A 26706-nucleotide genomic window follows, 5' to 3' on the forward strand; every position below is an offset into this window, starting at 1 on the left:
CAATGACTGCGGATTACGACTACGAGGCGCTCGGTCTCGTCGCCGGACTCGAGATCCACCAGCAACTCGACACGGCGACGAAACTGTTCTGTGCGTGTCCGACCGACCTTCGCGAACCCGACGAGTCGGCCCGCCGATTCACTCGCTACCTCCACCCGACACGGAGCGAACTGGGCGAACTCGACGAGGCCGCCCTCGAGGAAAGTCGGGTCGAACGGGAGTTCACCTACCTCGCCTACGACAGCACCTGCCTCGTCGAGGAGGATGACGAACCGCCCCACCGCCTCGACGACGAAGCCCTCGAGACGGCTCTCGAGGTCGCCCAGTTGATGGACATGACGCCGGTCGACCAGGGGAACGTGATGCGGAAGATCGTCGTCGACGGCTCGAACACCTCGGGCTTCCAGCGGTCGACGCTCGTCGCCACCGGAGGGTCGATCGAGACGGGCGAGGGCGACGTCGGCATCGAGGACATGATGCTCGAGGAGGAGAGCGGCCAGCGCGTCGAGGAGACCGACGACGGCGTGACCTACAGCCTCGACCGCCTCGGCATTCCGCTGGTCGAGATTGGTACGGCACCCGATATTCGAACACCGGAACAGGCCCAGGAAGCCGCCGAGCGCATCGGGATGCTGTTGCGATCGACCGGAAAGGTCAAGCGCGGCCTGGGAACGATTCGCCAGGACGTCAACGTCTCTATCGCCGACGGCGCTCGCGTCGAGATAAAGGGCGTCCAGAGTCTGGACGACATCGCCGACATCGTCCGCACTGAGGTCGGGCGCCAAGCAGAACTGGTTTCGATCCGCGACGAACTCGAGGCTCGCGAGGCCGCGGTCCACGAACCCCAGGACGTCACCAGCGTCTTCGAGGGCACTGACAGCGGCGTCGTCGCCGGGGCGCTGAACGACGGTGGGTCGGTCTTCGGGGTTCGGCTCGAGGGCTTCGACGGCCTCGTCGGTCACGAGATTGCGCCCGACCGCCGCCTCGGGACCGAGTTCTCCGACCACGCGAAGCGCCACGGGGCAGGCGGCATCTTCCACACCGACGAGCTGCCGGCCTACGGCGTGACCGACGACGAGGTTTCGGTACTTCGCGACGCGGTGGATGCGTCGAATGAGGACGCCGTGGCCATCGTCGCCGCCGCGACGGAGGTCGCCGAATCCGCCATCGACGCCGTCGCCGACCGGGCCCGGACGGCCCTCGATGGCGTCCCCGAGGAGACCCGCGGCGCGAACCAGGACGGGACGACGCGCTACCTCCGCCCGCTCCCGGGCGCGGCCCGGATGTACCCGGAGACGGACGTGCCCCCGGTCGAACCCGATCCGAGTGACGTTCCCGAACCCGAACTGCTGACCGAGAAGGTCGAGCGCTACCAGGCCGAGTACGACCTCGACGCCGGCCTGGCCGATCAAGTCGCCTACGGCACCCACATGCCGCTGTTCGAGCGCGTCGTCGCCGACGGCGTCGATTCGACCTTCGCCGCGACGACGCTCGAGTCGACGCTCACGGAACTGCGTCGTGACGACGTACCGGTCGAGAACCTCACCGACGATCACCTCGAGACCGTCTTCGCGATGGCCGAGGACGGTGACCTAGCGAGAGAGGGCGTGCCTGATCTCCTCGCGGCGCTCGCGGACGAACCCGACCGCGATCCGCAGGCGGTCGCCGAAAAGGCCGGACTCGGGTCGGCCGCCGAAGACGACGTCCGCGAGGCCGTCCTCGAGGTCGTCGATCGAAACGCCGATCAGGTCGAGAGTGAGGGCATGCAGGCGTTCTCGGGACTCATGGGCGAGTGCATGGGTGCCCTGCGCGGGAAGGCCGACGGCGACCTCGTGAGCCAGGTGCTGCGCGAAGAGATTCAGAAACGCGCCTGATCGCTCGAGACTCGTTCTTACTCGACGCGAGCGTAGTAGTCGAATTGGACTGTACACTATACCTTCCAAAGTGAATTAGTATAGAAACAGTAGCAATGACGACCAGCCGATCGAATGCCGCCCACCCGGCCGTTATTCCTCGATCGGATCGGTCCCGTAGACGGCGGTCACGAGCACTGCAGAGCCGCCCGTCTCGAGGTCGTACGAACGTGCCTCGCCGCTGAGTCCCGACTCGAGACGCTCGGCGTCGACGGCGGCTTCGGACTCGTACGTGACAATCACGCGAGCGTCCGACTCGTCCTCCGCGAGCTGGAGTCCCTGGACGACGCCCGTCGCCCCCTCGAAGGGCGAGAAATCGAACGCGACGTCGTCCTCCTGGACCTGGTCGCCCGGTTCGAGGTCGGTGAGCGGTTCGCCGCCGCCGGTCAGACAGGAGGTAATTCCGGTGTTCGCTCCCGCGCGGAGCAGGGTCTCGAGGGTCGCGTCCGATTCGTGGGCCGGCGATTGCGACCCGACGTTCGTCTCGACGATGGCGGAGACGACCGCCAGCGATCGGTCCTGTTCGGAGCCGAACGCGTAGACGAAGACGTCGTCGGTGACGCCGACGACCTCGTTCGAGGCGTCGTCCGCGAAGACGACGAAGTCGTCGGCTCCGTCTTCCGCCTCGGCCTGCAGATCGTAGCCCTCCCCTTCGAGCCCCGAGCGGGCCGTCTCGAGGTCGTACGCACCGTGGAAGACGTACGCGCCGTCGACGTAGACGAGGGCGGCGTCGTCGGACTCGCCCTCCGCCTCGACCTGTACCTCTGCGACGGGCGAAGATCCGAGCGCGAACAGCCCGTAGATGCCGAGCGACACTACGGCGATCGGATTCTGGAGGAGGGGGTCGTCGGGCACCGTTCCCTCGCCCGGGTCGTCATCGAGGGTCCCGACGATGGTCGCGAGGTCGACGGCGGTGAAGAAGTACTCTCGCGAGGTCGTTTCGGCGTCGACCAGCGCGTCGGCCGACGGCAGCACCGACGCGTACCGGGGGAGTTCGCCGCCTTCGAGCCAGGCGGGCGTCGTCTCCTGGTCGGTGTCGTCGTCCTCGTCGGCCCCGTCGGTGTCATCGTCTGCGTTCGAATCCTCGTTGTCCCCCTCATCGTTGGGCTCGAGCGACTGATCGCCCTCGTCGGCGAGGTCGGAACAGCCGGCCAGAAGCGTGCTGGCGGCGCCGAGCATCGCGAGTACGTGGCGGCGGTGTGCGTCCATTGCTCGTGGTCGTGAGCCGAGGACTATATCCCTGATGGCCACTCCGGGAGTGTTGATACCTCTCCGCCCGTTCGTACACTTCAGTTCTCCTCGCGGTCCGGGCGCTCGGTCGCCCGACGCAACACGCCGAGCAAGGTTGTGACCTCCTGGACCGTGGGATCGGCCCGTCCGTGGAGTCGCCGGAGCATCCGCATCGTCTTCGGCCGCTTTTCCTCGGGGTGGTTGATCTCCGCCAACAGTGCTTCCCACTGGTCGTACAGCCGCTCGAGCGACGGTTCGTCGGCTCGGACGCGCTCGAGGTCGGGGAGCTGAACGTCGTCGGGTTCGAGCGCGAGCGTCCGGAGTTCGTAGAGCGTGATGGTCGCGGCCTGGCCAAGGTTGAGCACCGGGTATTCGGTGCTTGCGGGGATCGAGCAGACCTCGTCCATGCGGGCGAGTTCCTCGTTCGTCAGACCGACGCTCTCTCTGCCGAAGACGACGACAGTGTCAGTGTCCACGGTCTCGAGGCGATCGGCGAGCTGGGCGGGCGTGGAAAACGGAAAGCGGACGTGGTGCTGGTCGTCTTCGTTCGTGATCGCTGTCGTCCCGACGGTGTGGTAGGTCTCGACCAGGTGGTCGAACGAAACCTCCTGCGCGTTCGGGAGGACGTCCTCGCGCGCGTGACCGGCGAAGCCGTAAGCCTCTCCGTCGGGGTCGAGTTCGGGCGGGTCGACGAGCAGCAACTCCGAGAAGCCGAAGTTCTTCATCGCTCGAGCGATGGTGCCGACGTTGCCAGGCGTCTGGGCGTCGACGACGGCGACTGCGGGCGGATTTCGACGTCTCTCGTCACCGGTTTCAGGCGAATACGTTCGCGGGTTGTCGGTCATTTCCGGCCCGGATACTCGGCGCCGAAATCCACGTCCGCGTTGGCGATGTCCTCGTCGCTCAGGCCGACCCGGTCGCTGATGTCGTCGCCCATCAGGTCGCCGTGCTCGTCGGGATCGGCCTTCGGCGGCTTCGGTAGATCCGTCGGATCCGTCTCGACGTACTCCATTCCCTCGTAGCCCTCGGGCGCGCGACCGCCCTCGAGAAACCACTCGTAGAACGCCTCCGCGAAGTCGTCACTGCCGCGGTGGTCATCGCCACCCTCCTCGCGGAACCAGTAGACGAAGTCGGGTTCGTGCGCCTCACAGAGGATGACCTCCGAGAGTGGTTCGCCGTAGACGTACCGTGCGCGGTTGCACTCCTCGAGGTTGTCGTCGCCGTGGATCAACCAGCAGCCGTGACACGGCGCGTTGTAGACGACGTCGAGTCGGATCATCCGTTTGCGGGCGTCCTCGGGCATCTGCGCGAGCGGCAGAAAGTCGCCGTCTTCGTCGAGAATGTCCTCCTCGTCGAAGCGCCAGCCGCGCATCCCAATGCTCACTTTTCCCATGGTCGGGGTTTCGGCCGCGGAGACAAAAAGAGACTGTTCGGTAGTCAGGATCTCAGCCCAGCAGGTACCGCATCGCCGGGTACCGCTCGACGAGCGCTTCGCCGCGAATCTCGATCTGCTCGAGGTAGCGGTCGAGGCCGAGGATCCGACCCGCACCGAAGGCGGCGACCGCCAGGAAGACGACCGCGTAGATCAGCGTCGAGTCGAACAGCGCGAGCACGTCGCCTTCCCACCCGCCGAGGTAGAAGGCGGTCATCTGGAGCGCGCCGCCGAGGGCCGCCAGCCTGACGAATGCGCCCGCGATGAGCGCGAGGCCGATCAGGACCTGGGTCACCGGGATGGCGACGTTGATGACGTCCATCAGCGCGGCGTTGGCTGCCATCGAGGCGTAGAGCCCGCTGACGGGGCTGGCCGCGTCGACGCCGTGGACGAGGTAGCCGCTCGCGTCGAACGGCCAGTCACTGACCTTGCCGATCCCGGCGAACAGGATCATGCCGCCGATGACGAACCGAAGGGCGACGACGAACCACGCTGACAGGGCGTGGGGGTGGCCTTCGAGGGTGATACCGCCGTAGCGGCTTTCGAGCCGGTTGAACGTGTTAGTTGACATTGTCTTGTACCTCTTACAGGTAATCGTAGGCCGTCTATCCACCTAAGAAGGGGTCCTGGTTCCCGTTCGATGGGAAATAGACTCTCGAGGAGACGTTCGTTTCGCTCGAGGGGCGTTTCGTGACCATCTCGACAGGAGCCGGTTCGTGACGGAAGCCCCTGGGTCCGAAGACCGATCGGTTCGCCGGAATCACGGCCCCTTTGTAGCCGCCCGCTCGAGTACCCCCATGGACAGCGTTGACGCCGCGGGATTGGGCATCGGAGACGAGCACCCGCCCCGAATCATGGGCGTGCTCAACGTCAGCGAGGAGTCGCCGTACGACCCGAGCGTGTTCGACGACCCCGAGGAGGCGGCCCGGTACGTCGACGACGAGCTGATCGGCGAGGGAGCAGACATCGTCGACGTCGGCCTCGAGTCGGCCAACAAACGCTTCGACGTGCTCAGCGCGGCGGAAGAACTCGACCGCCTCCACGTCGCTCTCGAGACGATCGATCGCGTCTCCGGAGACGCGGTGTTCTCAATCGAGACGCGCTACGCGGCGGTCGCCGACGAGGCGCTCGCGAGCGACTTCGATATGGTCAACGACATCTGCGGGTTCGCCGACTCCGAGATGCCCGCGGTCTGCCGGGAGCACGACGCCGCCGTCGTGAAGATGGCGAGCCCGCCGGACCTCGAGCGACCCGGCGCCGTCGAGGAGACCGACTGGAGCGCCCGGAAGTCGCCCGAGTGGGCCGAGTCGGCCGACTACGTCGACCAGATCTACGAGGCGCTGAAGCAAAACGGACTGACCGCAAAGAGCATCGTCGACCCCGCTTTCGGCGGCTGGAGCGAGGCGAAGACGCTCGATGACGACCGGGAGACGTTCCGTCGGCTGTGCGAGTTTCGCGCGCTCGGCAGGCCGATGCTGGTCTCGATCAACCGGAAGAACTTCCTCGGCGACCTCGTCGGTCGCGAGACGGAGGGTCGACTCCCCGCGAGCCTCGCGGCGACCGCGCTGGCCGTAGAACGCGGGGCGCACGTCGTTCGAACGCACGACGTGGCGGAGACGCGCGATGCCGCACGCATCGGGAAGGCGTTCACCGACCGCGACCAGGTACTGGAAGATGGTGTGCGAGTCGCTCGGCTCGAGGTCGAGTCGACGCACGACCTCCGGGCACACCTTCGCGAGGGCGGAGTCGATCCGTCGCTGGCCGACGAGATGAACTATCGGACTCTCGAAATCGACGGCCTCGACCCTTCGAAACGGGAACGAGTCGGCGAATTGGCACACGATACCGGCGCAACCCCGGTCGAACTGTCTGACGGACGTATGCTGTTGTGTGCATCGAGAGATCAAATATCCACGATTTTCCGGCGCCTCGAGGGTTCAGGCGACGAAACCGAAGACGCCTGGAACGCCGTCAGACGGGTGCTCGAGTAAGAGAAAGCTTATGGCATCCGCTTCGAAAGAGGGAAGTGGAAGCCGGGTGGCCTCACGGGTAGGGGTACTTGCGAGGCAACGCTCGGCCCACAAACGGATTATTGCGGTCGGCTCTAACATGGGACAGTGACGACTATGGACTATCACGAGTGGGAACCGGCGTACGACGCTATTCTCAGGGACTTCGGGTTCGACCGGGCAGCCGACGAACGTGCTCGAGACGTCCTCGCCGACCTCACCTCGCCCTTCGACCTCGAGCGTCTCGCGTTCGTGGACGGGGCCCGGGTCGTCGTCGCCGGAGCGGGGCCGTCGCTCGAGCGTGACGCAGCCCTCGAGACGGCTCGAGCGGCCGAGGTCGTTATCGCGGCCTCGACGGCAGTGGACGCGCTCGAGGCCGCTGGAGTCGAGGTCGACTGCATGGTGACTGACCTCGACAAGAATCCGGAAACCGTCGAGCGGCTCACCCGCCGCGGAACCCCGGTGGCCGTCCACGCACACGGCGACAACGTTCCCGTTCTACGGATCGTAGTCCCCGAGTGCGACGGTGCGTTCGTCCTGCCGACCACGCAGGCCGAACCCGCCGGACCCGTCCGCAACTTCGGCGGCTTCACCGATGGCGACCGGGCGGCGTTTCTCGCGGACCACCTCGGGGCCAGTCGATTGGATTTCGTCGGCTGGGATTTCGACGACCCCGCCGTCGACCCGACGAAATCGAAAAAGCTTGCGTGGGCCGAACGGCTGCTCTACTGGCTCGAGCGCCGTCGCGGCGAGAACTTTTCGGTCCTCGACGGTCGCCGCGACGCGATTGACGTGCGAGTACTGCCGCTCGAGTGACTCAGTACAAGGCAACGTCGTGTCGTCCCGAACTCACCAACTCGTAACCACATTCAATTACGGTCGATCGACGGTTATTTGCGACTGGAGCGTATCGTGGTATCCATGCCGATACAACGCCGTCGGTTCCTGGCTGCCACCGGATCCGCCGCGGCGGTCGGCGTCGCCGGCTGTTTCGCGAGTGGCGATTCGGAAAATGACGGAGCCGAGATCGACGGCGAAACCCTCACGCTGGCGACGACGACCAGTACCGACGACACGGGGCTCCTGGCCGCGCTGAACGAGCCGTTCGAGGAGCGCTTCGGCGCGACCGTTCACGTCGTCGCCAAGGGAACCGGCGCCGCCCTCGAGACGGCGCGAAACGGCGACGCCGACGTGGTCATGGTCCACGCCCGCTCGCTCGAGGACGAGTTCCTCGAGGACGGGTACGGGGTGAACCGTCGGGACCTCATGTTCAACGACTTCGTCATCGTCGGCGGGAGCGACGATCCGGCGGGAATCAACAGAGACGGCGAGGTCGAGAGCGCACTCGGGGCCATCGCCGAAAACGAATCCACGTTCGTCTCTCGAGGCGACAACTCGGGAACCCACACGAAGGAGCAGCAACTGTGGGCGGACGCGGGAATCGATCCAACCGAGGGGGGCGAGTGGTACATCGAGACGGGATCGGGGATGGGCGAAGCACTGACCCGAACGAACGAGATGGGCGGGTACACCCTGGCCGACAGGGGGACCTACCTCTCGATGAAGTCCGAGATCGACCTCGAGATCCACGTCCAGGGCCCGGTCGAAGGCGGTCCGGAGTCCCTGATGAACCCCTACGGGATCGTCGCGGTGAATCCGGCCGTCCACGAGAACGTGGCCTACGACCTCGCGATGGCCTACATCGGCTTCCTCACGAGCCTCGAGGGCCAGAATATCATCGAAGGGTATACCGTCTCGGACGAACAGCTGTTCTTCCCCGAGGCGTTCGCCGAGGAACCGAACTTCGAACAGTACGTGCCGACGGCCTGGCGGTCGTCGTCCGGCGACTCGCCCGACGAGTCGACCGACGAGGAGTGATCACTATTCGGAACGGCTACAATGGTTCCACGGAGATGACGCGGACGATGAGCGACCTGCCACTCGAGGTCCTGTCGACCTCGGCCATCGCGTTCCCCTTCGAGTGGCCCTACGTGAGGAGCATCATCGAGGTCTCCCTGTACGTCAGCACCGCCGCCGTCCTCGTGAGCACGCTTCTCAGCCTGCCCATCGCGCTCGCGCTCGGTTTTACTTCGTTTCGCGGGAAGGGGCTTCTCACCTCGGTCATCACCACCGGGATGGGGTTTCCGAGCGTCGTCGTCGGCCTCGTCGTGCTCTTCGGGGTCTCGAACCAGGGGCCGCTCGGCTCGCTCGAGCTTGCTTTCACGCCAGAGGCGATGATCCTCTCCCAGATCGTCCTCGCGATGCCGGTCATCACCGGCGTCAGCCTCGCGGCCGTCTCGAACGTCGACGACGGGGTTCGCGACGCGGCGTTCGCCATGGGCGGCACCCGGCTCGACGTGGCCATCGTGACGATCAGGGAGGCCCGCTACGGCATCGCGACGGCCGTCCTCGCCGGCTTCGGTCGGGCGATCAGCGAGGTCGGCGGGGTGCTCATCGTCGGCGGGAACATCGTCGTCTCCGGGGAGTCGTACACCCGGACGCTCACGACGGCGATCCAGCTCGAGGCCCGACAGGGCCGGTACGAGACGGCGATGATCCTCGGAGGCGTGCTGGTTGCGCTCGTCTTGCTCGTGAACGCGCTGGTGCTTCGGCTGGGCGATAGCGGGGGTGGGCGGTACCGATGAGGGCGACAGACGGAGCGGGTTCGACGGGTGGAACGGACGAGACAGACGGATCGAACGCGACGAACGCACCGAGGGCACCCATCGAGGCTCGCAGCGTCTCCCACGGCTACGGGCGCGAACGCGTCCTCGAGGACGTCACCCTCTCGGTCGATCCCGGCGAGGTCGTCGCGCTCATCGGTCCCTCGGGCGTCGGAAAGACGACGCTGTTGCGACTCCTCGCCCTCTTCGAGCGGCCCGACGACGGGACGATTCGTCACGGCGGCGAGGACGTCTGGGCGAACGGTAACGGCGAGCGTCTCGACCACCGTCGTTGCGTCGGCATGGTGTTCCAGGAGCCGAACCTGTTCGACGCGAGCGTCCGGCAGAACGTCGCCTACGGATTGCGCGTTCGGCAGGGGTGGCGCGAACGGGTCCGACTCAGTTTCGCCTCGATCCTCGGACGCACGTCGACGCCCCCGGCCGTTGCGCAGGCCCTCGAGGTCGTCGGCCTCGCCTCGTACGCCGACCGCGACGTCGACTCGCTCTCGGGTGGCGAGGCCCAGCGCGTCGCCTTCGCTCGAGCGCTCGCGTACGATCCAGACGTCCTCGTCCTCGACGAACCCACGTCGGAACTCGACCCGCGGAACACGGCGATCCTCGAGGATGCCGTCCGGACGGCCCGTGCGAACGGCATCGGGGTCGCGATGGCGACCCACGACATGCACCAGGCACGACGGGTGGCCGATCGCGTCGGCCTCCTCCTGGACGACGGCGTCGTCGAAATCGACGAGACGGAGACCATCTTCGAGGACCCCAGCGACGACCGAACGCGACAGTTTATCCGGGGGGACCTGGTCTACTGAAACGAACCCATGACGATCGAGCGCGGGTATCGAACGGAACTCACCGTCGGCGAGGTGACGGTCGACCGTCGCGACGTCGAGATGCTCGAGGCGATCGACGCTCACGGCTCGATGCACGCGGCTGCCGACGCGCTGGGGCGGTCCTACGCCCGCGTCCAGCGCCGGATCGTCGAACTCGAAGACGAACTCGGCCCACTCACCGAGCGCCACCGGGGTGGTGCCGACGGCGGCGGAACCACCATCACCGAGACTGCGCGGGACCTTCGTCGGCGCTTCGAGCGCCACCAGACGGCCCTCGAGGGCGTCGCGAGCGTCACGGAGTCGGTGCTGTCGGGGACCGTCGTCGAGCGCGAGGGCGAACTCGCGACGGTCGAGACCGAAATCGGGCGGGTCGTCGCAGTCACACCCGCCGATTCGAAGACGGTCCAGGTGAGCGTCCGGTCGGACGCGGTCGTCCTGTCCGATCCGGACGACCGATCGAAACCCGGACGGACGAGTTTTCGCAACCGGTTCGAGGGCACCGTCGAGCGCGTCGAGCAGGGAACCGCGGTCGCCCAGGTTCGCGTCGACGTAGGCGGAACGCAGGCGCGAACGGGGGCCGACGGAGCCGGGCTCGAGGCGCTCGTCACCCGCACGAGCGTCGACTCCCTCGGTCTCGAACCCGGTCGTCCCACCGTCGCGTCGTTCAAGGCGACCGCGGCGCGGGCGATTCCGCTCGAGGGCGTGGACGACTCGCTCGTGGACTGAGAGAACTTACTCAGCGATCGCGTAGCGGCCACCTTCTTCGCACTCTACGGCACCGTCCCGCTCGAGTCGCTCCAGGTGGGCCGCGACCTCGCCGGCCCCGAACTTGGCGTGGATCCCCTCGAGGTCGCCGAACAGGTCCCGGGCGAGTTCCCACGGCGTCGCTTCCGTGCGTTTCTCGAGGGCCGTCTCGACGCGTCGCGTTCGCTCGTCGTGGTGAGCGCGAATCGCCTCGATCCGCTCGCGGTCGACGGTATCGCCGTGTCCTGGGCGGAGCGTCACCGCACCCGATTCGACGCCCTCGCGGGCGAGGAGTCGATCTAGCGTCTCGAAGTAGGTTCCGAGCGGGTCCGTGGCGCGCGTCCGCGTGTCGCTCCCGCCGACGTTCGGGGTGTGCGTGGGCAACGCGGCGTCGCCGAGAACGAGCGCCTCGTCGGTCGCGAGCGAAATGTGCCCCGCCGTGTGGCCGGGCGTCTCGAGCACCTCGAGGCCCGCAACGGTCCGACCGTCGACCAGCGATTCGACGGGTGTCGCGTCGGGAAGCGGTGACGGTCGATCGCCCTCGACGACCGCAGTGACGACGTTCTCGGGGACGCCCCAGGCGGCCATCGCCACGGCGTCTCGCTCGAGGCGCGCCTTGCGCTCGACGGCGTACTCCGCGAGCAGGGGTGCGTCGCGCTCGCCCATCGCGACCGTCGCGTCGGCGGCCTCCGCAAGGCGCGGCGCCAGCCCGACGTGGTCGGCGTGCCAGTGGGTGCAGACGACGTACTCGAGGTCCGTGAGCCTCTCGAGTTCGGCCTCGAGACCGTTCCGGAGATCCGACCACGCGGCCTCGGTCGGCGGTCCAGGATCGACGAGGATCCGTTCGTCGACGAGATAGGCGCTATTGGTCCCCTCGGGCGTCCCGCCGCCGACCGGAATTCGAACCACGGTCATGGGTGTCGTTTGGCCGTCCGGTACCTGAGTCGAACGGTTTCCGAACGTGGGTGGTTCGCGGCGCCCGTAGCCGACGATTCGATATGCTCGAGACGTACGAAACCGTCGTGACGACTCAGCACTCGAGTTAGCGGCAACAATTAAGCCCCTCAAATGGCCAGTGAGGAACGTGGATCGACGCCTCATCGTCACGATGTCGTTCACTGCCTACCTCGTCGGCGGCGCCCTGTTCGCCATCGCCCAGTCGGCGGCCGGCGTGACGTACACGGAGAGCCAGCTCGAGTTCATCGTCCTCGTCGGCTACCTCGGCCCGCTCCTCGCGATGGGGTTCGTCTGGGTGAAGAACTACGGCTACGGCGCGCCGCTGCTGGTGGGAACGACCGCCACGACCTGCTGGTTCGTCGTCTACTTCTTCTTCGTTCACGACAATCCCGCGAACGTCGGCGCCGTCACGGGCGACTCCGCCGGTGCGTACACCGCGTCGGTCGTCGCGGTCGTCGCCCTGTCGCTCGTGACTGCTCTGACCGGGACGTGGCTCTGGTACTGCGAGAGCGACGGGTTTCGGGAGGCAGTCGACAACGCAATTCGCCCGACGGACGCTCGAGAGTGAGAGTGAGAGCGTGGGTGCGTGCGAGAGCGAGACCGTGACTCAGCCCTGAAAACCCGTGAGTGACCAGGTATCGTCGTCGTCGGCTTCCCCCGAATCGAACTCGGGGGCACTTATCAACACGAATGCGCTCTCTTCGTCGCCGTTTCTGATCTGCCTTTCTGCCTCTGGTGCGATCCAGACCGCGTCCCCCTCCTCGACGGGGACCGACTCGTCGTCGACGCGAACCTCCGCCGTGCCTCGAACCAGGACGTACACCTCTTCGTGGTCGTCGCCGGTGTGATCGTGCGGTTTGCTGTTCCAGTTCGGCGGGCACCGTGAGAACGTGACGCCGACTTGCCGACAGCCCAGTGGCTCGCTCAGGAGGTGCATCGCGTCCGAGACCTGCTCGACCTCCTCGTAGTTGACCTTCCGATAGCTCATGCTCATGGGTGAAGTTCGTGACGAGTTCTCTTAAACGCTCACACGTGTTAGCTGGCGAAGGAGATCAGCGGATTCGTCGGTTAAGTTCCTACCCGGAGCCTCGAGCGCCGCTCACCGTTCGGGCGCGAGCACGTCGATCGTCGCCTCGATCTCCTCGGTCGTAGCCCCCCGCGGGAAGCCGATAGCGAGCGAATCGACGCCGTCGATCGCCTCGAACTTCTCGAGTTCTGCGCGGACTCTCTCGGGCGTCCCCGCCGCGCCGAGGTCGTCGAGCAGGTCGTCGGGGATCAGCGAACACGCCCGCTCGTGGTCGCCGCTCGACCAGGCAGCCGCGATGTCGTTCGCTTCCTCCTCGTATCCTTGCCGGGCGAGGGACTCCCGGTAGTACGTGCCCATCGCGCCGACGTAGAACGCCAGGTGCTGACGGGCGAGGTCGCGGGCCCGATCGCCATCCTCGAGCGCGCAGGCGGTCAGCGAGAGCGTCACGCGGACGTCGTCGCGCTCGCGGTCGCCGAGCTCGATCCCCCGCTCGAGATCCTCGAGACGTTCGCGCATGCCCTCGGGCGTGAAGACGATGGCGTGCCAGCCGTCGGCGAATCGCCCGGCGAGTTCGACGGATTTCGGCCCCATACCGGCCACGTCGACGGGAATCGGCGTCTCGGGCGGGTCACAGCGCAGTCGGAAGCCGGCTAGCGAGAAGACGTCGCCGTCGTAGTACAGCGTCTCGCCGCTGGTCACCGCCCGGACGATCTCGAGGTACTCGCGCGTGCGCCGAAGAGGACGGTCGAAGTCGACGCCGTGCCAGCCCTCGACGACGGCCGGGCCGCTGGGGCCGATGCCGAGGCGGAGGCGTCCGTCCGACACCTCCTGGAGGGTGGCGGCCGTCTGGCCCAGGAGCGCCGGGGAACGCGAGTAGACGTTGGCGATGCTCGGGCCGATTCCGATCTCGTCGGTTTCGGTGGCGATTCGAGTGAGGACGGTTACGACGTCACGTCCCCACGTTTCCGGGACCCACGCGCGTTCGTACCCCCGATCCTCGCCCCGTTTGGCGAGGTCGACGAGCGACTGGACGGATGGCTGTGCGGCGACGGGCAGGTGAAGCGTTTTTCGGGTCATCGTAGGTAGTAGGTGTTAAATCTCAGATGCCTGGGGTCAGGTGTCGGGGGTCTCCATGATCGCTGGTTTGCCGGCGGCCTCGAGCGTCTGACCGACGAGGTACGACGAGGCGGGACTGGCGAGGAACTGGACGACGTCGGCGATTTCCTCGACGGTTCCCATCCGTCGGTCGATCTCGTCGCGGTCGACCTCGTCGGCGCTGATGCCCATCTGAGCCTCGACGCCCTTCGTCGCGACGAAACCGGGAGCGACGGCATTGACGCGGACGCCTTCGCTCGCCCACTCGAAGCCCAGCGACGACGTGAGGGCGTTGACGCCGGCTTTCGCCGCCGCGTAGTGGCTCATGTACGGTGCGCCCTGGATCCCGGCGACGCTCGAGAGGTTGACGACGATGCCGCCGCCGTCCTTGAGGTGATCGGCGGCCGCGTGGGTACACAGGTAGGTTCCGGTGAGATTGATGTCCAGGATCGTCCGCCAGCCGTTCTCGCTGATGCCGTCGAAGTTTGCCATGAAACTGGCGCCCGCGTTATTCACGAGGACGTCCAGTCCGCCGAACGTCTCGACGGTCGCCTCCAGGAGGGCCGCGACGGCCTCGCTATCGGTCACGTCGCACTCGACGGCGAGCGCGTTTCCAGGTCGGCCACTCTCCTCGATGGCCTCGGCCACGGGGTCGACGTTCTCCTGTTCGCGAGAGCAGATTACGACATCGACGCCGTCGTCGGCGAAGCGCTCGGCGATGGTCCGGCCGATGCCGCTCGAGGCGCCGGTCACGATGGCGACGTCGCCGTCGATGTGGAACTGTTCGACCGTCATCGCCGGTCACTCCGTCTCGTGGTACCCATGCTCGTGGCCGAATACACAGTCAACTCTCTTAACGTTGTATGTCCCGTGATCGATCGACGGGGGACGATTCTCGAGTCCGTGCTAAAAACCAGGGAGTGGGCACTCGAGGGCGGTGGCGGTCGCGGAACGTCGAAACGGATGGGCACTCGGCCTTCTCGAACGTCTGGCGCCTAGAACAGCGCGTCGAGTTCCCCACCGGTGTCGAGCAGCGACTCGAGACCGCCGGTCTGCTCGGCTCGAATCGCTGAGGTCGTCTCCTTGGTCTCGACGGCGACCGACTGGAGTTGCTCGATTCGCGGTACGTCTGTGACTCCGGAGAGGAGCACGATGGCCCCCACTTCGTCGGCGCCCGGTCGCGGATAATCTCCGCCGCGGATCTCCATGCTCCCGGTCTCCTCCTCGAGCCAGGTTCGCCCGCGCTCGATTCCCTTCCGGCTCAGTTCGTCCGGCGGGCCGGTCGCCACGACGAGCCCCTTGTCGGCGCTCGAGACCGAACAGGGGAGTGTCAGTCGGCCCAACGTTGCCTTTCGGACGAGGCTCGTGAATCGATTTGTCGCCCCGTGGTCGGCGCCGTAGGGAGTGTTCGAGGACGTTCCGGAGACGCGCTCGAGGATACCGGACGTGTTCGAATCGACCGACTGGGTCGCGTACCCAATCGTGGCGACGCCGTGCTCGAGCGTGTTGATGATCTCGGAGGCGTCGACGACGCTCTCGGCGACGTGGTCGCCCGACGAGACTTCGCCCGCGGCGAAGAGCCGACCAACCCGCTCGACGAGTTCCCGGTTGCTCCGTTCGAACCCGCTCCCCACCGACTCGCCGGTCTGGCGCCAGGCGTCGTTGTCGAAGACGAGCAGCGAATCGACCTCGCGCGTGAAGGTCCGGAACGACCGGGCGGCGTTCAGCGTGTAGATACCACCCTCGTCCGTCGCGGGGAGGATGCCGAGGCCGTACACCGGCTCGTTGTAGATCCGTTTGAGGTGCGTCGCGAGCACGGGGGCGCCACCCGATCCCGTCCCGCCGCCCAGGCCGGCCACGATCAGGAAGGCGTCGAGGTCGTGGACGGGCACGCGGTCGATCGTCGCCTGTATCTCGTCGACGTCCGCCGCGGCGACCTCGGCGCCCAGTTCGTTGTCGGCACCGACGCCGTGGCCTTTCACGCGAGACTGCCCGATCAGGACGCGATCCTCGGGAGCGACGTGCTCGAGTCCGCGCAGGTCGGCCGTCGCGGTGTTGACGGCGATCGCCGCCTCCACGACGTGGCCGCCGATCGTTTCGTCGAACGCACAGAAGGCGTCGACGACCTTTCCGCCTGCCTGACCGAATCCGATGAGTGCGAGTTTCATGGCTCTGTTTCCGCCGGCTACCGCCTGGTATCCCCATATTACAGCGCTCGCCCCGATTCCCGCGGGCGATCGCCGCGGAATACCTGTCTGGAAGCCGTACTGTCAGGGCTTCGTATGAGTCCATTGTTATGCCGACCGTACTGCGAACGCCGAGATTCGAGCAAGTGGGTAATCGGTCGCTACGGGACGTTTGGAAGCGATTACTCGAGCAGGTTTCACGATTGCAGGGTGCCCGCTGGTGGTCGTCGATTTCGTGGTAGTCGGTGCGTCCTCTCTAATGTGGTCGAAGTAGTGTTGCCCTCGTTCGAGGACGGCAAACTGCCAGAGACACGCAATGTCGACTGAGTAGAAAGTCATATACTGCGCCGTAAGTAACCAGAGAGGTGATGGATAATCCGGTACGCCGGCGAGACATCCTGGCCACACTTGGGGCTACTGCCAGCACGTCCCTCGCCGGCTGTTCGGAGTACATCTGGTCTGGAACCAATGGCACCTCGCCCGACCCGATCTCGCTCGAGATCAAGACCGTTCCGACCGACGACGACGTCATCGCTCCGAAGATCGCGAACCAGTTGACCGACAACCTTCGCACAGTCGGGATCGACACCGATCACGTCCCGCTCGAGGAAGCCGAACTCTACCGGGAGGTACTGATCGAACGAAACTACGACGTTTTCATCATCCGCCACCCCGGTTTCGACGAGGTCGACTCGCTCCGGTCGCTCCTCCACTCGGACTTCGTCGGCGAACAAGGCTGGCAGAACCCGTTTCGATTCTCCGATCCCACGATTGACGACCACCTCGATTCACAGCGCGAGGCCAGGGAAGACGACCGACGCGAGATTTTCGATACCCTGTTTACCTACCTCACCCAGGACGATACAGCCCCGTACACCGTCGTCGCCCACCACGACCACCTCGGCGCCGTCGACGCCGACCTCTCGCTGTTTCAGATCCCGTTTACCCCACGGGAATACCTCGAGGCCGTTACGAACCCACCCGACGACGAGATCGACCGCCCGCTTCGTGCCGGTCTGTTCGGCTATCAGCGCACGTCACGCCTGAACCCGCTCGTCGTCGACCTGACCGACGTCCAGACGATTCTTGATTTGGTGTACGATCCGCTCGTTCGAAAGTTCGACGAGAAGTACGTCCACTGGCTCGCCGAGCGTATCGAGTGGGACGAATCCGGCAGCGCGCTCGAGGCGACGGTGACGCTCCACGACGGTCTCCACTGGCACGATGGCGAGCCAATCGACGCCGAGGACGTCCGATTCACGGTCGATTTCCTCTCCGATACCTCGCTCGGCGAAGCCGAAAGCCCCGTCACAGCCCCACAGCTACGAGGTCGGCAATCGCTGATCGACGAGGTCACCGTGACTGGCGAACACACGGTCCGCGTTCACTTCGACAGCGTCTCTCGAGAAGTGGCCCGGTGGGCGCTCACGCTCCCCCTGCTGCCTGAACACATCTGGTACGAGCGGTCGGAACTCGTCGGTGATCACCAGACCGAGGCCCTCAACTGGGACAACTCCGAACCCGTCGGCTCCGGCCTGTTCGCGTTCGTCGAGTCCGAAGATGGCGAGTCGGTCACCCTCGAGGTGTTCGAGGATCACGTGCTGTACGAGTCCGAATCCGAAGGCGAAAGCGAAGGCGAAGGCGATGACGAACCGGCGACGGACGGCCCCGAGACGGAGCCAGAGCACGACGGAGCCGACAACGAGACGGACGACGAGCTCGAGGACGGTGACGGTGGCGGAGACGGAGACGGGAACGGGGACGAGCAATCCGACGACGAAGACGCGTCCACAGAGACAGCTCCCAGATTCGACGGCCTCGAGTTTCGCGTCCTGCCGAACGTTGGCGCCGCTCTCGACGCGCTGATCGACGGCGACCTCGACTTCATCGCCAATCAGATCCCGGCGACCCAACTCGACGAGGTCGCAGACGAGGAATCCATTCGGACGACGACCCAGGACACCGGGGCGTTCTACATGATCGGGTACAACCTGACCCACTCCTCGCTCGGCAACCCCCGGTTCAGGGGCGTGATATCGCAGTTGATCGACCGCGAAAATGCGGTCGAGACGATTTTTCACGGGTATGCGAGGGCGCCAGAGACCCAGAGCGCCTTCGTCGGCATCCCCGACGACCGGTGGGACACCGACCGCTACGCTTCGGGATACGGATTTCCAGGCCAGGAGGGAGAACTCGACGAAGAGCAAGCACGAGCGCTGTTCGAGGAGGCCGGGTACAGTTACGTCAACGGCGAACTCGTCGAGTGATCGGCCGCGCTGGCTTTTCGTACGAACCTGAGGCTGGGCCTTCGGTCAGTCACTGTGAACAGATTCGCCCGCGAGCAGATTGTTTTAACCGCGTCGAGAACGTACCAGGTGCGTATGGCACTCGAAGGAGTCGTGCTGGATCTCGCGCTCGGCGTCGGCGTGATGCTCTGCTCTGCGACGCTGGTCCTGGTTGGGCCGGCACGATTCACCCGCGCACTCAGGGATGCCGGATCGCGGTTTCGAAGCGCATCCCTCTCTCTCGGCGCTCTCCTCGGCGTGTTGGCCCTCAGATGGGGAGGTTCTCAGAGCGCCCCGTGGACCTCCCAGGACGTCATGTCGTGGTTACAGTTTCGCGTCGTCGGCCGAAACATCACGCCGCTGATCGACCGATTCGAGCGGGAACTGTTCGCCGAGAACCCCGTCATCGTGCTTCAATCGCTCGAGAGCGACCTCCTGACGTCGTTTTTCGTCTTCAGTTACCTCTACGGCTACGCCTTCTTGCTCCTGTTCCCGTTCGTCGCGTACTTCTCGCTGCGGCGAATGGACCGGTTCAATTCGCTGGTACTCGCGTTTACGGCGAACTACGCCATCGGCCTGTTCTGTTACGTGTTGTTCATCGCCTACGGGCCGCGAAACCTGCTCGCACTCGAGGTCGTCCCGCTCCTCTACGAGTCCTATCCGCAGGCCCGGTTCCTGACAAACGAGATTAACCAGAACACGAACGTCTTCCCCTCGCTTCACACGTCGCTGTCGGTGAGCGTCTTCTTCCTCGCGCTGGCGACTCGCGACGAATATCCGCTCTGGGTGCCCATCTCGGGCGTCCTGGCGCTGAGCGTCGTCGTTTCGACGATGTACCTCGGCATCCACTGGTTCTCGGACGTTCTCGCCGGGGTCGTTCTTGCCGCTGTAAGCGTCTACATCGGACTCAACTTCGACCTCGAGCAGTATCGACGGCCGCTCCTAGCAGCCGCGTCGCGCCAGGTTCGGCGGCGACCGGACGGCGGATAGCGCGGCACCAGGGCAGCGCAATCGGTGGCTACTCGACCCAGTAGGCTTCGCCCGGCTGGTCCGTGAAGACCGCCCGCTCGAGCAGTTCGATGGCCTTCTCGAGGCCCTCCGTCGAACTCGTGAGCGAGTCCTCGTGCTCGATGCTCAGCACGTCGTCGTAACCGACCATCCGGAGCGTCGAGACGATGTCCTTCCAGTGGCCCTCCCCGTGGCCGTAGCCCACCGAGCGGAACAGCCACGACCGGTTGGGCTCGTCGTCGTAGGCCGTCGTGTCCAGGACGCCTTTCACGCGCGATTCCTCCTCGTAGATGCGGGTGTCCTTGGCGTGGACGTGGTGGATCGCGTCGCGTTTCCCGAGGTGGCGAATCGCGTCCGTGATCGAAATCCCCTGCCAGTAGAGGTGCGAGGGGTCGAAGTTCGCCCCGACGCGTTCGTTGGTCGCCTCGCGCAACTCGAGCAGGCCGCTGGGTTCGTAGACCAGCATGTTCGGGTGCATCTCGATCGCCAGGTCGACGCCGTGCTCGTCCGCGTACGCGGCCAGGTCGCCCCAGTACTCGCGGGCGACCTCCCACTGGTACTCGTGGGCGTCAGCGTGTTCGCTCGGCCACGGCGCCGTGATCCAGTTGGGGACCTCGTCGTTCGGTCCACCCGCCGGGAGACCCGAGAAACAGGTGACGGTGCCGACGTCGAGCTGGTCGGCCAACTCGATCGCTTCCCGGAGTTCCGTATCCGCCTCGCTGGCTCGTTCCTCGTCCGGGTGGAGCGGATTGTTGTGGGTCGCGAGCGCACTGATTCGCATCTCGTGATCCTCGAGCAGCGCGCGGAGGTCCGCCTGCGCGTCCTCGTCGTGGAGGTACTCGTCTCGAGCCAAGTGGGTGTCGCCCGGGTAGCCGCCGACGCCGGGTTCGATCGCACCGACGCCGCGCTCGGCGAGATAGGCGACGGCGTCCTCGAGCGATTCACCGTACAGTGGTGGAGTGTGTACGCCGATGTCCATACGTATCGACCGACGGCTGCCGGCGAAATAAAAGGGCGGGTACGCGCAGTCGTCCAGTTCTCGCTTCTCGGCTACCGGACGCGATCAGGGGGACTCGAAATCCATCACGCACCTGCCCAGGTCGCTCGAGCGGTAGATCGCGTCGATCACCTGCTGCACCGCAAACGCCTGATCGACGCTGTCCTCGAGCGACCGACCGCTGACGATGGCGTCGAAGAACGCGCGCTGTTCGTCGGCGTGAGTGTCGTTGTGAGCCGTCTCCACGGACGTATCTTCGAGGTGGTGTGGCCCGGCCGCACTCGCGGAGTAAAACGAGAGGTCCCCCTCGAGGAAGTCGAACCGCGCGGCGGCCTCGGTTCCGCGGACGAAGAACTCGTGGGTCGGCGGGCGGTTCGTCGCCCAGGCGACCTCGAGCGAGATGGTCCGGTTGTCCGCACAGCGAATAAAGGCGCTGGCGGAGTCGTCCACGTCGAACTCGTCAGGCCCGGCGTCGTCGCCCCACATGTCGAGGTAGGCGTACTCCTCCTGGGTGCCGAACGCGGTTCGCGTCACGCCGTTGACCTCGACGACGTCGGGGTACTCGTGGAGGTAGAGCGCGAGGTCGATGGCGTGGACGCCGAGGTCGATCAACGCACCGCCGCCCGCGACCGCCCGACGGGTGAACCAGGAACCGCGGCCTGGAACGCCTCGCCGGCGGACGTAGTTTGCCTCGATGTGGTTCACCCGTCCGAGGTCGCCGCGTTCGATCCGGTCGCGGACGATTCGGACGGTGTTCAGGAAACGGTTGTTGAATCCGACCATGCAAACGGCATCGCTCGCCTTCGCGGCGTCGACGATTCGTCTGGCGCTCTCGAGGGAGTGCGCGAGCGGTTTCTCGACCAGCACGTGCACGTCTCGCTCGAGCGCGGCGACGGTGTACTCCTCGTGGTACTTGTTCGGCGTGGTGACGATCACGGCGTCGACCTCGTCGTAGAGGTCGGTGTGGTCGTCGTACGCGTCGACGTCGTAGCGGCGTGCGAAACTCTCCCGAGCGTCCGCCGAGATGTCCATGCCGCCGACGAGGGGGACGCCGAGGTCGAGCAGGCGCTCGGCGTGGTACTGCCCGATGTTGCCGAGGCCGACGAGGCCGGTTCGAAGCGTCGTTCGGTCGTGTTGTGGCGTCATGTGCGGTGAGTGCGTCTCCCGGTCGAGTCCGAACTCGACTCAGTACAGCTGTCGCTCCCGTTCGTCCCGCTCGTCTCGTTCCGTCGCATCGTCCTCGAGACGCCGTCGTCCACGGCGATACCGACGGATTCCAGGGACGATCTTGTATCGCACGTCGAGGACGAACGAGACGATGCCGTAGATCCAGAAGAAAAACAGGACGAGCAGACCGCCGTAGTAGATCGCGATGACGAGGTTGCTCATGAGTAGCTGTCGGACCCCGCTTCGGTCGGCGTCGTGTCGTTGCCCCGGGGCTGTTCGGCGAGCGTCTCGATGCCGTGAACGAGCGCTTCGCCCGACCTGGTGTCGAAGAGGTGGATGCTCGAGCGATCCAGGACGACGCTGGTCTCCTGGTCCTCCTCGATCGGCGTGTCGGGGTCGAGACTCATGAGCAACTCGCCCGTCGAGGCGCCGGCGACGTCCTCGTCCATCGTTCGACTCGGGCCGTCCGCGAGGCGCAGGTAGACGAACACCTCGTTGCCCATCGGCTCCAGGACGTCCGTGGTAACGGGGATCTCCCGCGTGGCGGTCGAAAGCGACTCGGTTCGGTCGGCCAGGTGGACGTCCTCCGGCCTGACGCCGAGTGTCACGGGGTCGCCGACCGTGACGCCCTCGATCGCGGACGGGTCGAACGCGACGTCGAACCACTCGCTTCGGAGGCCGTCCTCGGCGAGTTCGCCCTCGACGAAGTTCATCGACGGCGAGCCGATGAACCCGGCGACGAACAGATTGGCGGGCTCGTTGTAACAGATCAGCGGCGGGTCGATCTGCTGGAGTTCGCCCGCGTTGATGACGGCGATGCGATCGGACATCGTCATCGCCTCGGCCTGATCGTGGGTGACGTAGATGATCGTCGTGTCGAGTTCCTTGTGCAGACGCTGGAGTTCGGTCCGCATGTGGACTCTGAGCTTTGCGTCGAGGTTCGCCAGCGGTTCGTCCATCAGGAAGACATCCGGCTCGCGTACGATCGCCCGCGCGATGGCGACGCGCTGGCGCTGCCCCCCGGACATCTCGTCGGGCATTCGGTCGAGCATGCCCTCGAGTTGAACGATGTCGGCGGCCTGGTCGACTCGGCGATCGATCTCGTCTTTGTCGTACTTCCGGAGTCGGAGACCGAACGAGATGTTCTCGTAGACGTCCATGTGTGGGAACAGCGCGATGTTCTGGAAGACCATCGACACCCCACGATCCTTCGGCGGCAAGTTCGTGACGTCGACGTCGCCGATGTAGACCTCACCCTCCGTGGGCTTCGTGAGGCCGGCGATGGTCTCCATCGTCGTCGACTTTCCACACCCCGAGGGGCCGACGAGGCAGACGAACTCCCCGTCTTCGATCTCGAGGTTCATGTCGTCGACCGCGGTGACGTCTTCGTAGCGTTTCGTGACGTGTTCGAGTGTTACGCGTGCCATGATTTACTCCTTGAGTGCGCCGGCGGTCAGTCCGCTGACGATGCGTTCCTGGGCGACGACGACGAGGATCACGACGGGCAGGACCCCGATGATGCTCGCGGCCGCCATCAGATTGAACTCCGTCGAGTACTGGGTCTGGTAGCTCAGGATCCCGCCGACCAGCGGCGACCAGTTCTGGGGCTGGTTCCCGATGGCCATGATCGAACTGAAGAAGTACTCGTTGTAGACGGCGATAAAGGTGAGCACAGCCGCCGTCGCCACGCCGGGCGCCGACAGCGGCATGATCACCCGAAACAGCGCTCCCAGCCGGGTCGTCCCCTCGACGCGCGCCGCGTCCTCGAGGCCATCGGGAATCTGGGCGTAGAACGTCGTCAGGATGAAAATCGCCAGCGGCAAGAACAGCGCGCTGAACGGCAGGACCATCGACGGCGGGCTGTTGACCAGCCGCGGCGACTGGAACAGTTCGACGCCCAGGAACGGGATCACGACGGCGTTGCCGGTGAACGCGTCGAACAGCGGCACCAGGAATGCCGCCGGCGGGAAGTACGAAATCGCCAGGATCCCGAGCATGAGCGCCCCGCGACCGGGGAACTCGAGCCGCCCGAAGACGTACCCCGCGAGGCTTGCGATCATGATGACGATGACGGTCGTGATCGTCGCCAGCACGAAGCTGTTGAAGACGTAGAGGTGGAACGGAATCACCTCGAAGACCTCGACGAACGACTCCACCCGGAACGCCTGTGGCGTCGGGAACGGGATCTCGAGGCCCAGGAACGAGAGCGTCCAGTCGCCCGCGATGATGTCCGTGTTGGGCGTCAGCGCGAGCACGAGCAGCCAGTAGAAGGGGAACAACGTCGTCGCCAGGAAGAAGATCGCGACGACGTAAAACAGCGCCCGGTAGAGGCGGTCCCGACTACCCGAGTCGGTGAGCACCGATCGCGTCCAGCGCTCGAGCGGGCCGCCGTCCTCGGCCTCTCCGCGGCGAGTTTCCGACGCGGCGGCGGACGTTCCGGACTCGGCTCGAGGCGGCGTTCCGGTTCCCGATTCGGCCCCCATCTACAACCCCTCCTTGTACTGCTGGTAGACGACGATCAACACGACTGCGCCGATGATGCCCGCCGTGACGAACGCGATCGCCGAGGCGAGGCCGCGCTGGGTCGTGAACGTCGCGACGACCATACACGTCAGCGACGGCACGGCAGTACAGCCGGCGGTCGAGTCGATCAGCCCGTAGACGCGCATGGCGTCGATCGTCCGGAAGAGGATGGCGATGCCCAGCGTCGGCACGATGAGCGGGAACGTGATGAGCTTGAACTGCTGCCAGCGCGTGGCGCCCGCCACCTTCGCGACGTCGTAGAGGCTCCGGTCGATGCTCTGGAGGCCCGCGAGGATGAGCAAGGCCATGAACGCCGACGTCTTCCAGATGTCCGCGACGGTGACGATGATCAACCCGCTCGAGGGATCGTTCAGCGTGTTTTCCTGGGCGACGATGCCAAGCCGGGCGATCAGGTCGGCAGCGAAGCCGGTACTCGGGTGGAACATCAGGTAGAAGATCATCCCCTGGATGACGATGGGGATCGCCCACGGGATGATGATGGCCACGCGAACCCAGCTCCGGCCCCGGAAGTCCTGATCCAGGACGAGCGCCTGGCCGAATCCGATGATCGTCTCGAAGAAGACGCTCACGAACGTGAAGATGAGCGTCACCATCAGGGCGCTTCGGAACATCGCGCTGCTGGTGAGATCGGTTGGCAGGAACGTCGACGATCCGGGGAGCCACCGATCCGCGTCGCCGGTAAACAGACTCACGTAGTGGTCGAGGCCGACGAACTCCCCAGATCCCGCGCCAATGAGGTCCGTGAACAGCGACATCTCGAGGGTTCGCAAGAGCGGGTACAGCGCGATGGCCCCGAGGAGGACGAAGACGGGCGTCAACAGGAGGTAGGCGAAGCCGGTTTCGCCGAGGTTCTCCATCCACCTGGTGATCGCGACGAGCGGTCCCGTCCGTCTCGATTCGCGCGTCGGGCCGCTCGATTCTGTACTCATGGGTCACGTCACCCCGATTCGATGTCCTCGAGCGCGGACTGGAGGTCTGCGGCGGCGTCCTCGGGATCCTTCGAGCCAGAAACCGCGCTGTTGGCCTCCTCGGCGATCCGCGTCGACTCGGTGCCCCAAACCTCCGTGACGGGACGGGGCATCGTGTTCTCGCCGGCGAGGCGAAGCGTGTTCATGTACGCGCCCATCGGTTCGATGCTCTCGGCCTCCTCGGACTCGAAGAGTTCGGGCTTGGGCGGGAGCCAGCCCCAGATGTCGAGGATGCCCAGCAGCAAGTCGTCCTCCATCGACACCCGCAACACCTCGCGGGCCTGCTCGAGGTTGTTCGAGTTCGGGTTGAGCACGATGTGCCAGCCACCGAGAGCGGAGGTCGTCCCGCCGGTACCGGACTGGTTCGCCTCGTCCTCGGTGACGGCGTACGGAATCGGCATCGTCCCAACGTTGTCGACACCGTGTTCCTCGGCGGCGGCCCGAATCGCGTACGGCCAGTTGCGGTGAAACGACGCGTTGCCGTTTTCGAACTCGGGCAGGGACTCGTCCTCGGTCCAGGAGGTGATGTCGGAGGGGGCGACGCCGGAGGCGTAGCCCTCGAGTGCGTCGTCGTACTCCTCGTCGACGAAGGTCCGCATCATCCGCAGCGAGTCCACGAACTCGGGTTCGTCGACGGTGACCGGCCGGTCGCCGACCGGACCGAACAGGTTGTCCGGCCCGCCGAAGTACGCGCCGCCCCAGGAACTCAACACCTCGTTGAACGTACAGCAGGACGTCCCCTCGTAGACGTCCCACTGCGTCGAGAGGCCGAACTCGGCGCCGGAGGCGTCGACGACTTCCTCCGCGAGATTCGACCACTCCTCCCAGGTTATGGGTTCGGTGGCCCAGGACTCGAAGTCGCCGTCTTCGTAGCCCGCCTCGCGGGCGTAGTCCTTCCGGTAGATCATTACCGGGAAGTCCGGAAAGAGCGGCACGCCGTAGAGGTCCTCCGACTCCGGATCGCGAGCCGTCGCGGTGAACCCCTCGAAGTACTCGTCGTTGACCCGCTGGACGTCCTCTTCCTCGAGTTCCTCGTTCAGGTTCGCGATGAGTCCCTGCTGGATGAAGACGTTGACCCAGCCGTTGTCCATCAGCATCAGGTCGGGTTCGGCCTCGCCGGTGTCGAGGGCCGTCTGGTAATTGTCCCGGCGTTCGTCGCTGTTGTCCGCCCCAGGACGGAACTCGATCTCGACGTCCTCGCTCAGCCCGTTCTCGTGGTACAGGCTCTCGATCTCGTCGCCGACCTCGTTCGCCGCACTCGGGTCGAAGCCGAACGAGACCGTTCCCTCGGAGTCGTCACCACCGCCATTGCCGTAGATGCACCCGGCGAGTCCCACCGCACCGGAAGCACCCGCTGCGGCGACGAACGTCCGACGGGAGACCCGCGAGTGTGGCGCGTTTCGGGGCCGATTTCCAGACATGACGTGCACTCGTGTGCGGGGACCGGCCATTGTAATAGAGAGAATACACGCACCAGCCCCGGCGCTTCCGGCGTGTAATCTCGAGTTACTCACCGAGAACTACCGACGCCGACTCGAGGTCGGAATCGAACGATCCCAGCCCCAGGTTTCGCCACGAGTGTTCGTCTCACGTCGTTCGTCGACGCCCGTCGCCGTTTCCGAGTTTTTGGGCAAGA

The 26706-nt window shown here is 65.7% G+C and carries 26 protein-coding genes; 10 read left to right on the forward strand and 16 right to left on the reverse strand.

Annotated elements, in window-relative coordinates; translation table 11 throughout:
- The first annotated feature begins 2 nt into the window (after positions 1-2).
- Positions 3-1874, forward strand: coding sequence for a Glu-tRNA(Gln) amidotransferase subunit GatE (gatE, locus tag ACFQO4_RS12835; protein ID WP_500261292.1), 1872 nt, complete (start codon positions 3-5; stop codon positions 1872-1874).
- 132 nt (positions 1875-2006) lie between these two features.
- On the opposite strand, the gene ACFQO4_RS12840 is transcribed toward gatE, so the two are convergent.
- The 4 genes from ACFQO4_RS12840 to ACFQO4_RS12855 all read right to left on the reverse strand — a co-directional run bounded on the left by ACFQO4_RS12840 (position 2007) and on the right by ACFQO4_RS12855 (position 5146).
- Positions 2007-3122 carry a hypothetical protein gene (locus ACFQO4_RS12840; protein WP_500261293.1) on the reverse strand — a complete coding sequence of 372 codons (1116 nt, stop codon included), beginning with the start codon at positions 3120-3122 and terminating at the stop codon, positions 2007-2009.
- Positions 3123-3202: 80 nt separating this feature from the next.
- Positions 3203-3988, reverse strand: a complete 786-nt coding sequence (locus ACFQO4_RS12845) for an RNA methyltransferase (protein ID WP_500261294.1) — start codon at positions 3986-3988, stop codon at positions 3203-3205.
- Complete coding sequence (locus ACFQO4_RS12850) at positions 3985-4536, reverse strand: DUF8114 family protein (RefSeq protein WP_500261295.1); 552 nt, start codon at positions 4534-4536, stop codon at positions 3985-3987. The genes ACFQO4_RS12845 and ACFQO4_RS12850 overlap by 4 nt, the downstream gene beginning before the upstream one ends.
- Positions 4537-4588: 52 nt before the next feature.
- Positions 4589-5146 carry a DoxX family protein gene (locus tag ACFQO4_RS12855; RefSeq protein WP_500261296.1) on the reverse strand — a complete coding sequence of 186 codons (558 nt, stop codon included), beginning with the start codon at positions 5144-5146 and terminating at the stop codon, positions 4589-4591.
- Positions 5147-5372: 226 nt separating this feature from the next.
- Here ACFQO4_RS12855 and folP point away from each other — a divergent pair, with 226 nt between their 5' ends.
- The 6 genes from folP (at position 5373) to ACFQO4_RS12885 (ending at position 10818) form a co-directional block, all read left to right on the forward strand.
- The gene (gene folP, locus ACFQO4_RS12860; protein ID WP_500261297.1) at positions 5373-6566 is read left to right on the forward strand and encodes a dihydropteroate synthase; all 1194 of its coding nucleotides are present in this window, start codon (positions 5373-5375) and stop codon (positions 6564-6566) included.
- 135 nt (positions 6567-6701) lie between these two features.
- Positions 6702-7400, forward strand: a complete 699-nt coding sequence (locus ACFQO4_RS12865; protein WP_500261838.1) for a 6-hydroxymethylpterin diphosphokinase MptE-like protein — start codon at positions 6702-6704, stop codon at positions 7398-7400.
- 105 nt (positions 7401-7505) lie between these two features.
- Positions 7506-8462: an ABC transporter substrate-binding protein gene (locus ACFQO4_RS12870; RefSeq protein WP_500261298.1), complete on the forward strand. Its 957-nt coding sequence runs from the start codon at positions 7506-7508 to the stop codon at positions 8460-8462.
- A 47-nt stretch (positions 8463-8509) separates the two neighbouring features.
- Complete coding sequence (locus ACFQO4_RS12875; protein WP_500261299.1) at positions 8510-9229, forward strand: ABC transporter permease; 720 nt, start codon at positions 8510-8512, stop codon at positions 9227-9229.
- Positions 9226-10071, forward strand: a complete 846-nt coding sequence (locus ACFQO4_RS12880) for an amino acid ABC transporter ATP-binding protein (protein ID WP_500261300.1) — start codon at positions 9226-9228, stop codon at positions 10069-10071. The genes ACFQO4_RS12875 and ACFQO4_RS12880 overlap by 4 nt, the downstream gene beginning before the upstream one ends.
- 9 nt (positions 10072-10080) lie before the next feature.
- Positions 10081-10818 carry a TOBE domain-containing protein gene (locus ACFQO4_RS12885; protein WP_500261301.1) on the forward strand — a complete coding sequence of 246 codons (738 nt, stop codon included), beginning with the start codon at positions 10081-10083 and terminating at the stop codon, positions 10816-10818.
- Between the two features lie 6 nt (positions 10819-10824).
- Here ACFQO4_RS12885 and ACFQO4_RS12890 read toward each other — a convergent pair whose 3' ends face one another.
- Complete coding sequence (locus tag ACFQO4_RS12890; RefSeq protein ID WP_500261302.1) at positions 10825-11751, reverse strand: MBL fold metallo-hydrolase; 927 nt, start codon at positions 11749-11751, stop codon at positions 10825-10827.
- A gap of 169 nt (positions 11752-11920) precedes the next feature.
- On the opposite strand from ACFQO4_RS12890, the gene ACFQO4_RS12895 reads away from it, so the two are divergent.
- Positions 11921-12361, forward strand: coding sequence for a hypothetical protein (locus ACFQO4_RS12895; protein WP_500261303.1), 441 nt, complete (start codon positions 11921-11923; stop codon positions 12359-12361).
- 39 nt (positions 12362-12400) lie between these two features.
- On the opposite strand, the gene ACFQO4_RS12900 is transcribed toward ACFQO4_RS12895, so the two are convergent.
- From ACFQO4_RS12900 to ACFQO4_RS12915, 4 genes are all read right to left on the reverse strand, one after another.
- Positions 12401-12781: a cupin domain-containing protein gene (locus ACFQO4_RS12900; protein WP_500261304.1), complete on the reverse strand. Its 381-nt coding sequence runs from the start codon at positions 12779-12781 to the stop codon at positions 12401-12403.
- A gap of 111 nt (positions 12782-12892) precedes the next feature.
- Positions 12893-13897 (reverse strand): TIGR04024 family LLM class F420-dependent oxidoreductase, encoded by a 1005-nt coding sequence (locus ACFQO4_RS12905; protein ID WP_500261305.1) that lies wholly within the window; start codon positions 13895-13897, stop codon positions 12893-12895.
- A gap of 36 nt (positions 13898-13933) precedes the next feature.
- Positions 13934-14710: an SDR family NAD(P)-dependent oxidoreductase gene (locus ACFQO4_RS12910; protein WP_500261306.1), complete on the reverse strand. Its 777-nt coding sequence runs from the start codon at positions 14708-14710 to the stop codon at positions 13934-13936.
- A 200-nt stretch (positions 14711-14910) separates the two neighbouring features.
- On the reverse strand, positions 14911-16083 hold the full coding sequence (locus ACFQO4_RS12915) for a tubulin/FtsZ family protein (RefSeq protein ID WP_500261307.1): 1173 nt from the start codon (positions 16081-16083) through the stop codon (positions 14911-14913).
- A gap of 386 nt (positions 16084-16469) precedes the next feature.
- Between ACFQO4_RS12915 and ACFQO4_RS12920 the strand changes: the two genes are divergently transcribed.
- The gene (locus ACFQO4_RS12920; protein ID WP_500261308.1) at positions 16470-18368 is read left to right on the forward strand and encodes an ABC transporter substrate-binding protein; all 1899 of its coding nucleotides are present in this window, start codon (positions 16470-16472) and stop codon (positions 18366-18368) included.
- Positions 18369-18482: 114 nt separating this feature from the next.
- On the forward strand, positions 18483-19376 hold the full coding sequence (locus ACFQO4_RS12925) for a phosphatase PAP2 family protein (RefSeq protein WP_500261309.1): 894 nt from the start codon (positions 18483-18485) through the stop codon (positions 19374-19376).
- 28 nt (positions 19377-19404) lie between these two features.
- Here ACFQO4_RS12925 and ACFQO4_RS12930 read toward each other — a convergent pair whose 3' ends face one another.
- From ACFQO4_RS12930 to ACFQO4_RS12960, 7 genes are all read right to left on the reverse strand, one after another.
- Positions 19405-20373, reverse strand: a complete 969-nt coding sequence (locus tag ACFQO4_RS12930) for a sugar phosphate isomerase/epimerase family protein (RefSeq protein WP_500261310.1) — start codon at positions 20371-20373, stop codon at positions 19405-19407.
- Positions 20374-20457: 84 nt separating this feature from the next.
- Positions 20458-21537, reverse strand: a complete 1080-nt coding sequence (locus tag ACFQO4_RS12935; RefSeq protein WP_500261311.1) for a Gfo/Idh/MocA family protein — start codon at positions 21535-21537, stop codon at positions 20458-20460.
- A 39-nt stretch (positions 21538-21576) separates the two neighbouring features.
- On the reverse strand, positions 21577-21780 hold the full coding sequence (locus ACFQO4_RS12940) for a DUF8005 family protein (RefSeq protein ID WP_253436811.1): 204 nt from the start codon (positions 21778-21780) through the stop codon (positions 21577-21579).
- Positions 21777-22985, reverse strand: coding sequence for an ABC transporter ATP-binding protein (locus tag ACFQO4_RS12945; RefSeq protein WP_500261312.1), 1209 nt, complete (start codon positions 22983-22985; stop codon positions 21777-21779). Before ACFQO4_RS12945 ends, ACFQO4_RS12940 begins: the two co-directional genes overlap by 4 nt.
- A 3-nt stretch (positions 22986-22988) precedes the next feature.
- The gene (locus tag ACFQO4_RS12950; RefSeq protein WP_500261313.1) at positions 22989-24041 is read right to left on the reverse strand and encodes a carbohydrate ABC transporter permease; all 1053 of its coding nucleotides are present in this window, start codon (positions 24039-24041) and stop codon (positions 22989-22991) included.
- Positions 24042-25031 (reverse strand): carbohydrate ABC transporter permease, encoded by a 990-nt coding sequence (locus ACFQO4_RS12955; protein ID WP_500261314.1) that lies wholly within the window; start codon positions 25029-25031, stop codon positions 24042-24044. It lies immediately after the preceding gene.
- An 8-nt stretch (positions 25032-25039) separates the two neighbouring features.
- On the reverse strand, positions 25040-26491 hold the full coding sequence (locus tag ACFQO4_RS12960; protein ID WP_500261315.1) for an extracellular solute-binding protein: 1452 nt from the start codon (positions 26489-26491) through the stop codon (positions 25040-25042).
- Positions 26492-26706: the final 215 nt, after the last annotated feature.

The sequence above is a fragment of the Saliphagus sp. GCM10025334 genome, assembly GCF_042663485.1.
Taxonomy (GTDB): domain Archaea; phylum Halobacteriota; class Halobacteria; order Halobacteriales; family Natrialbaceae; genus Natronosalvus.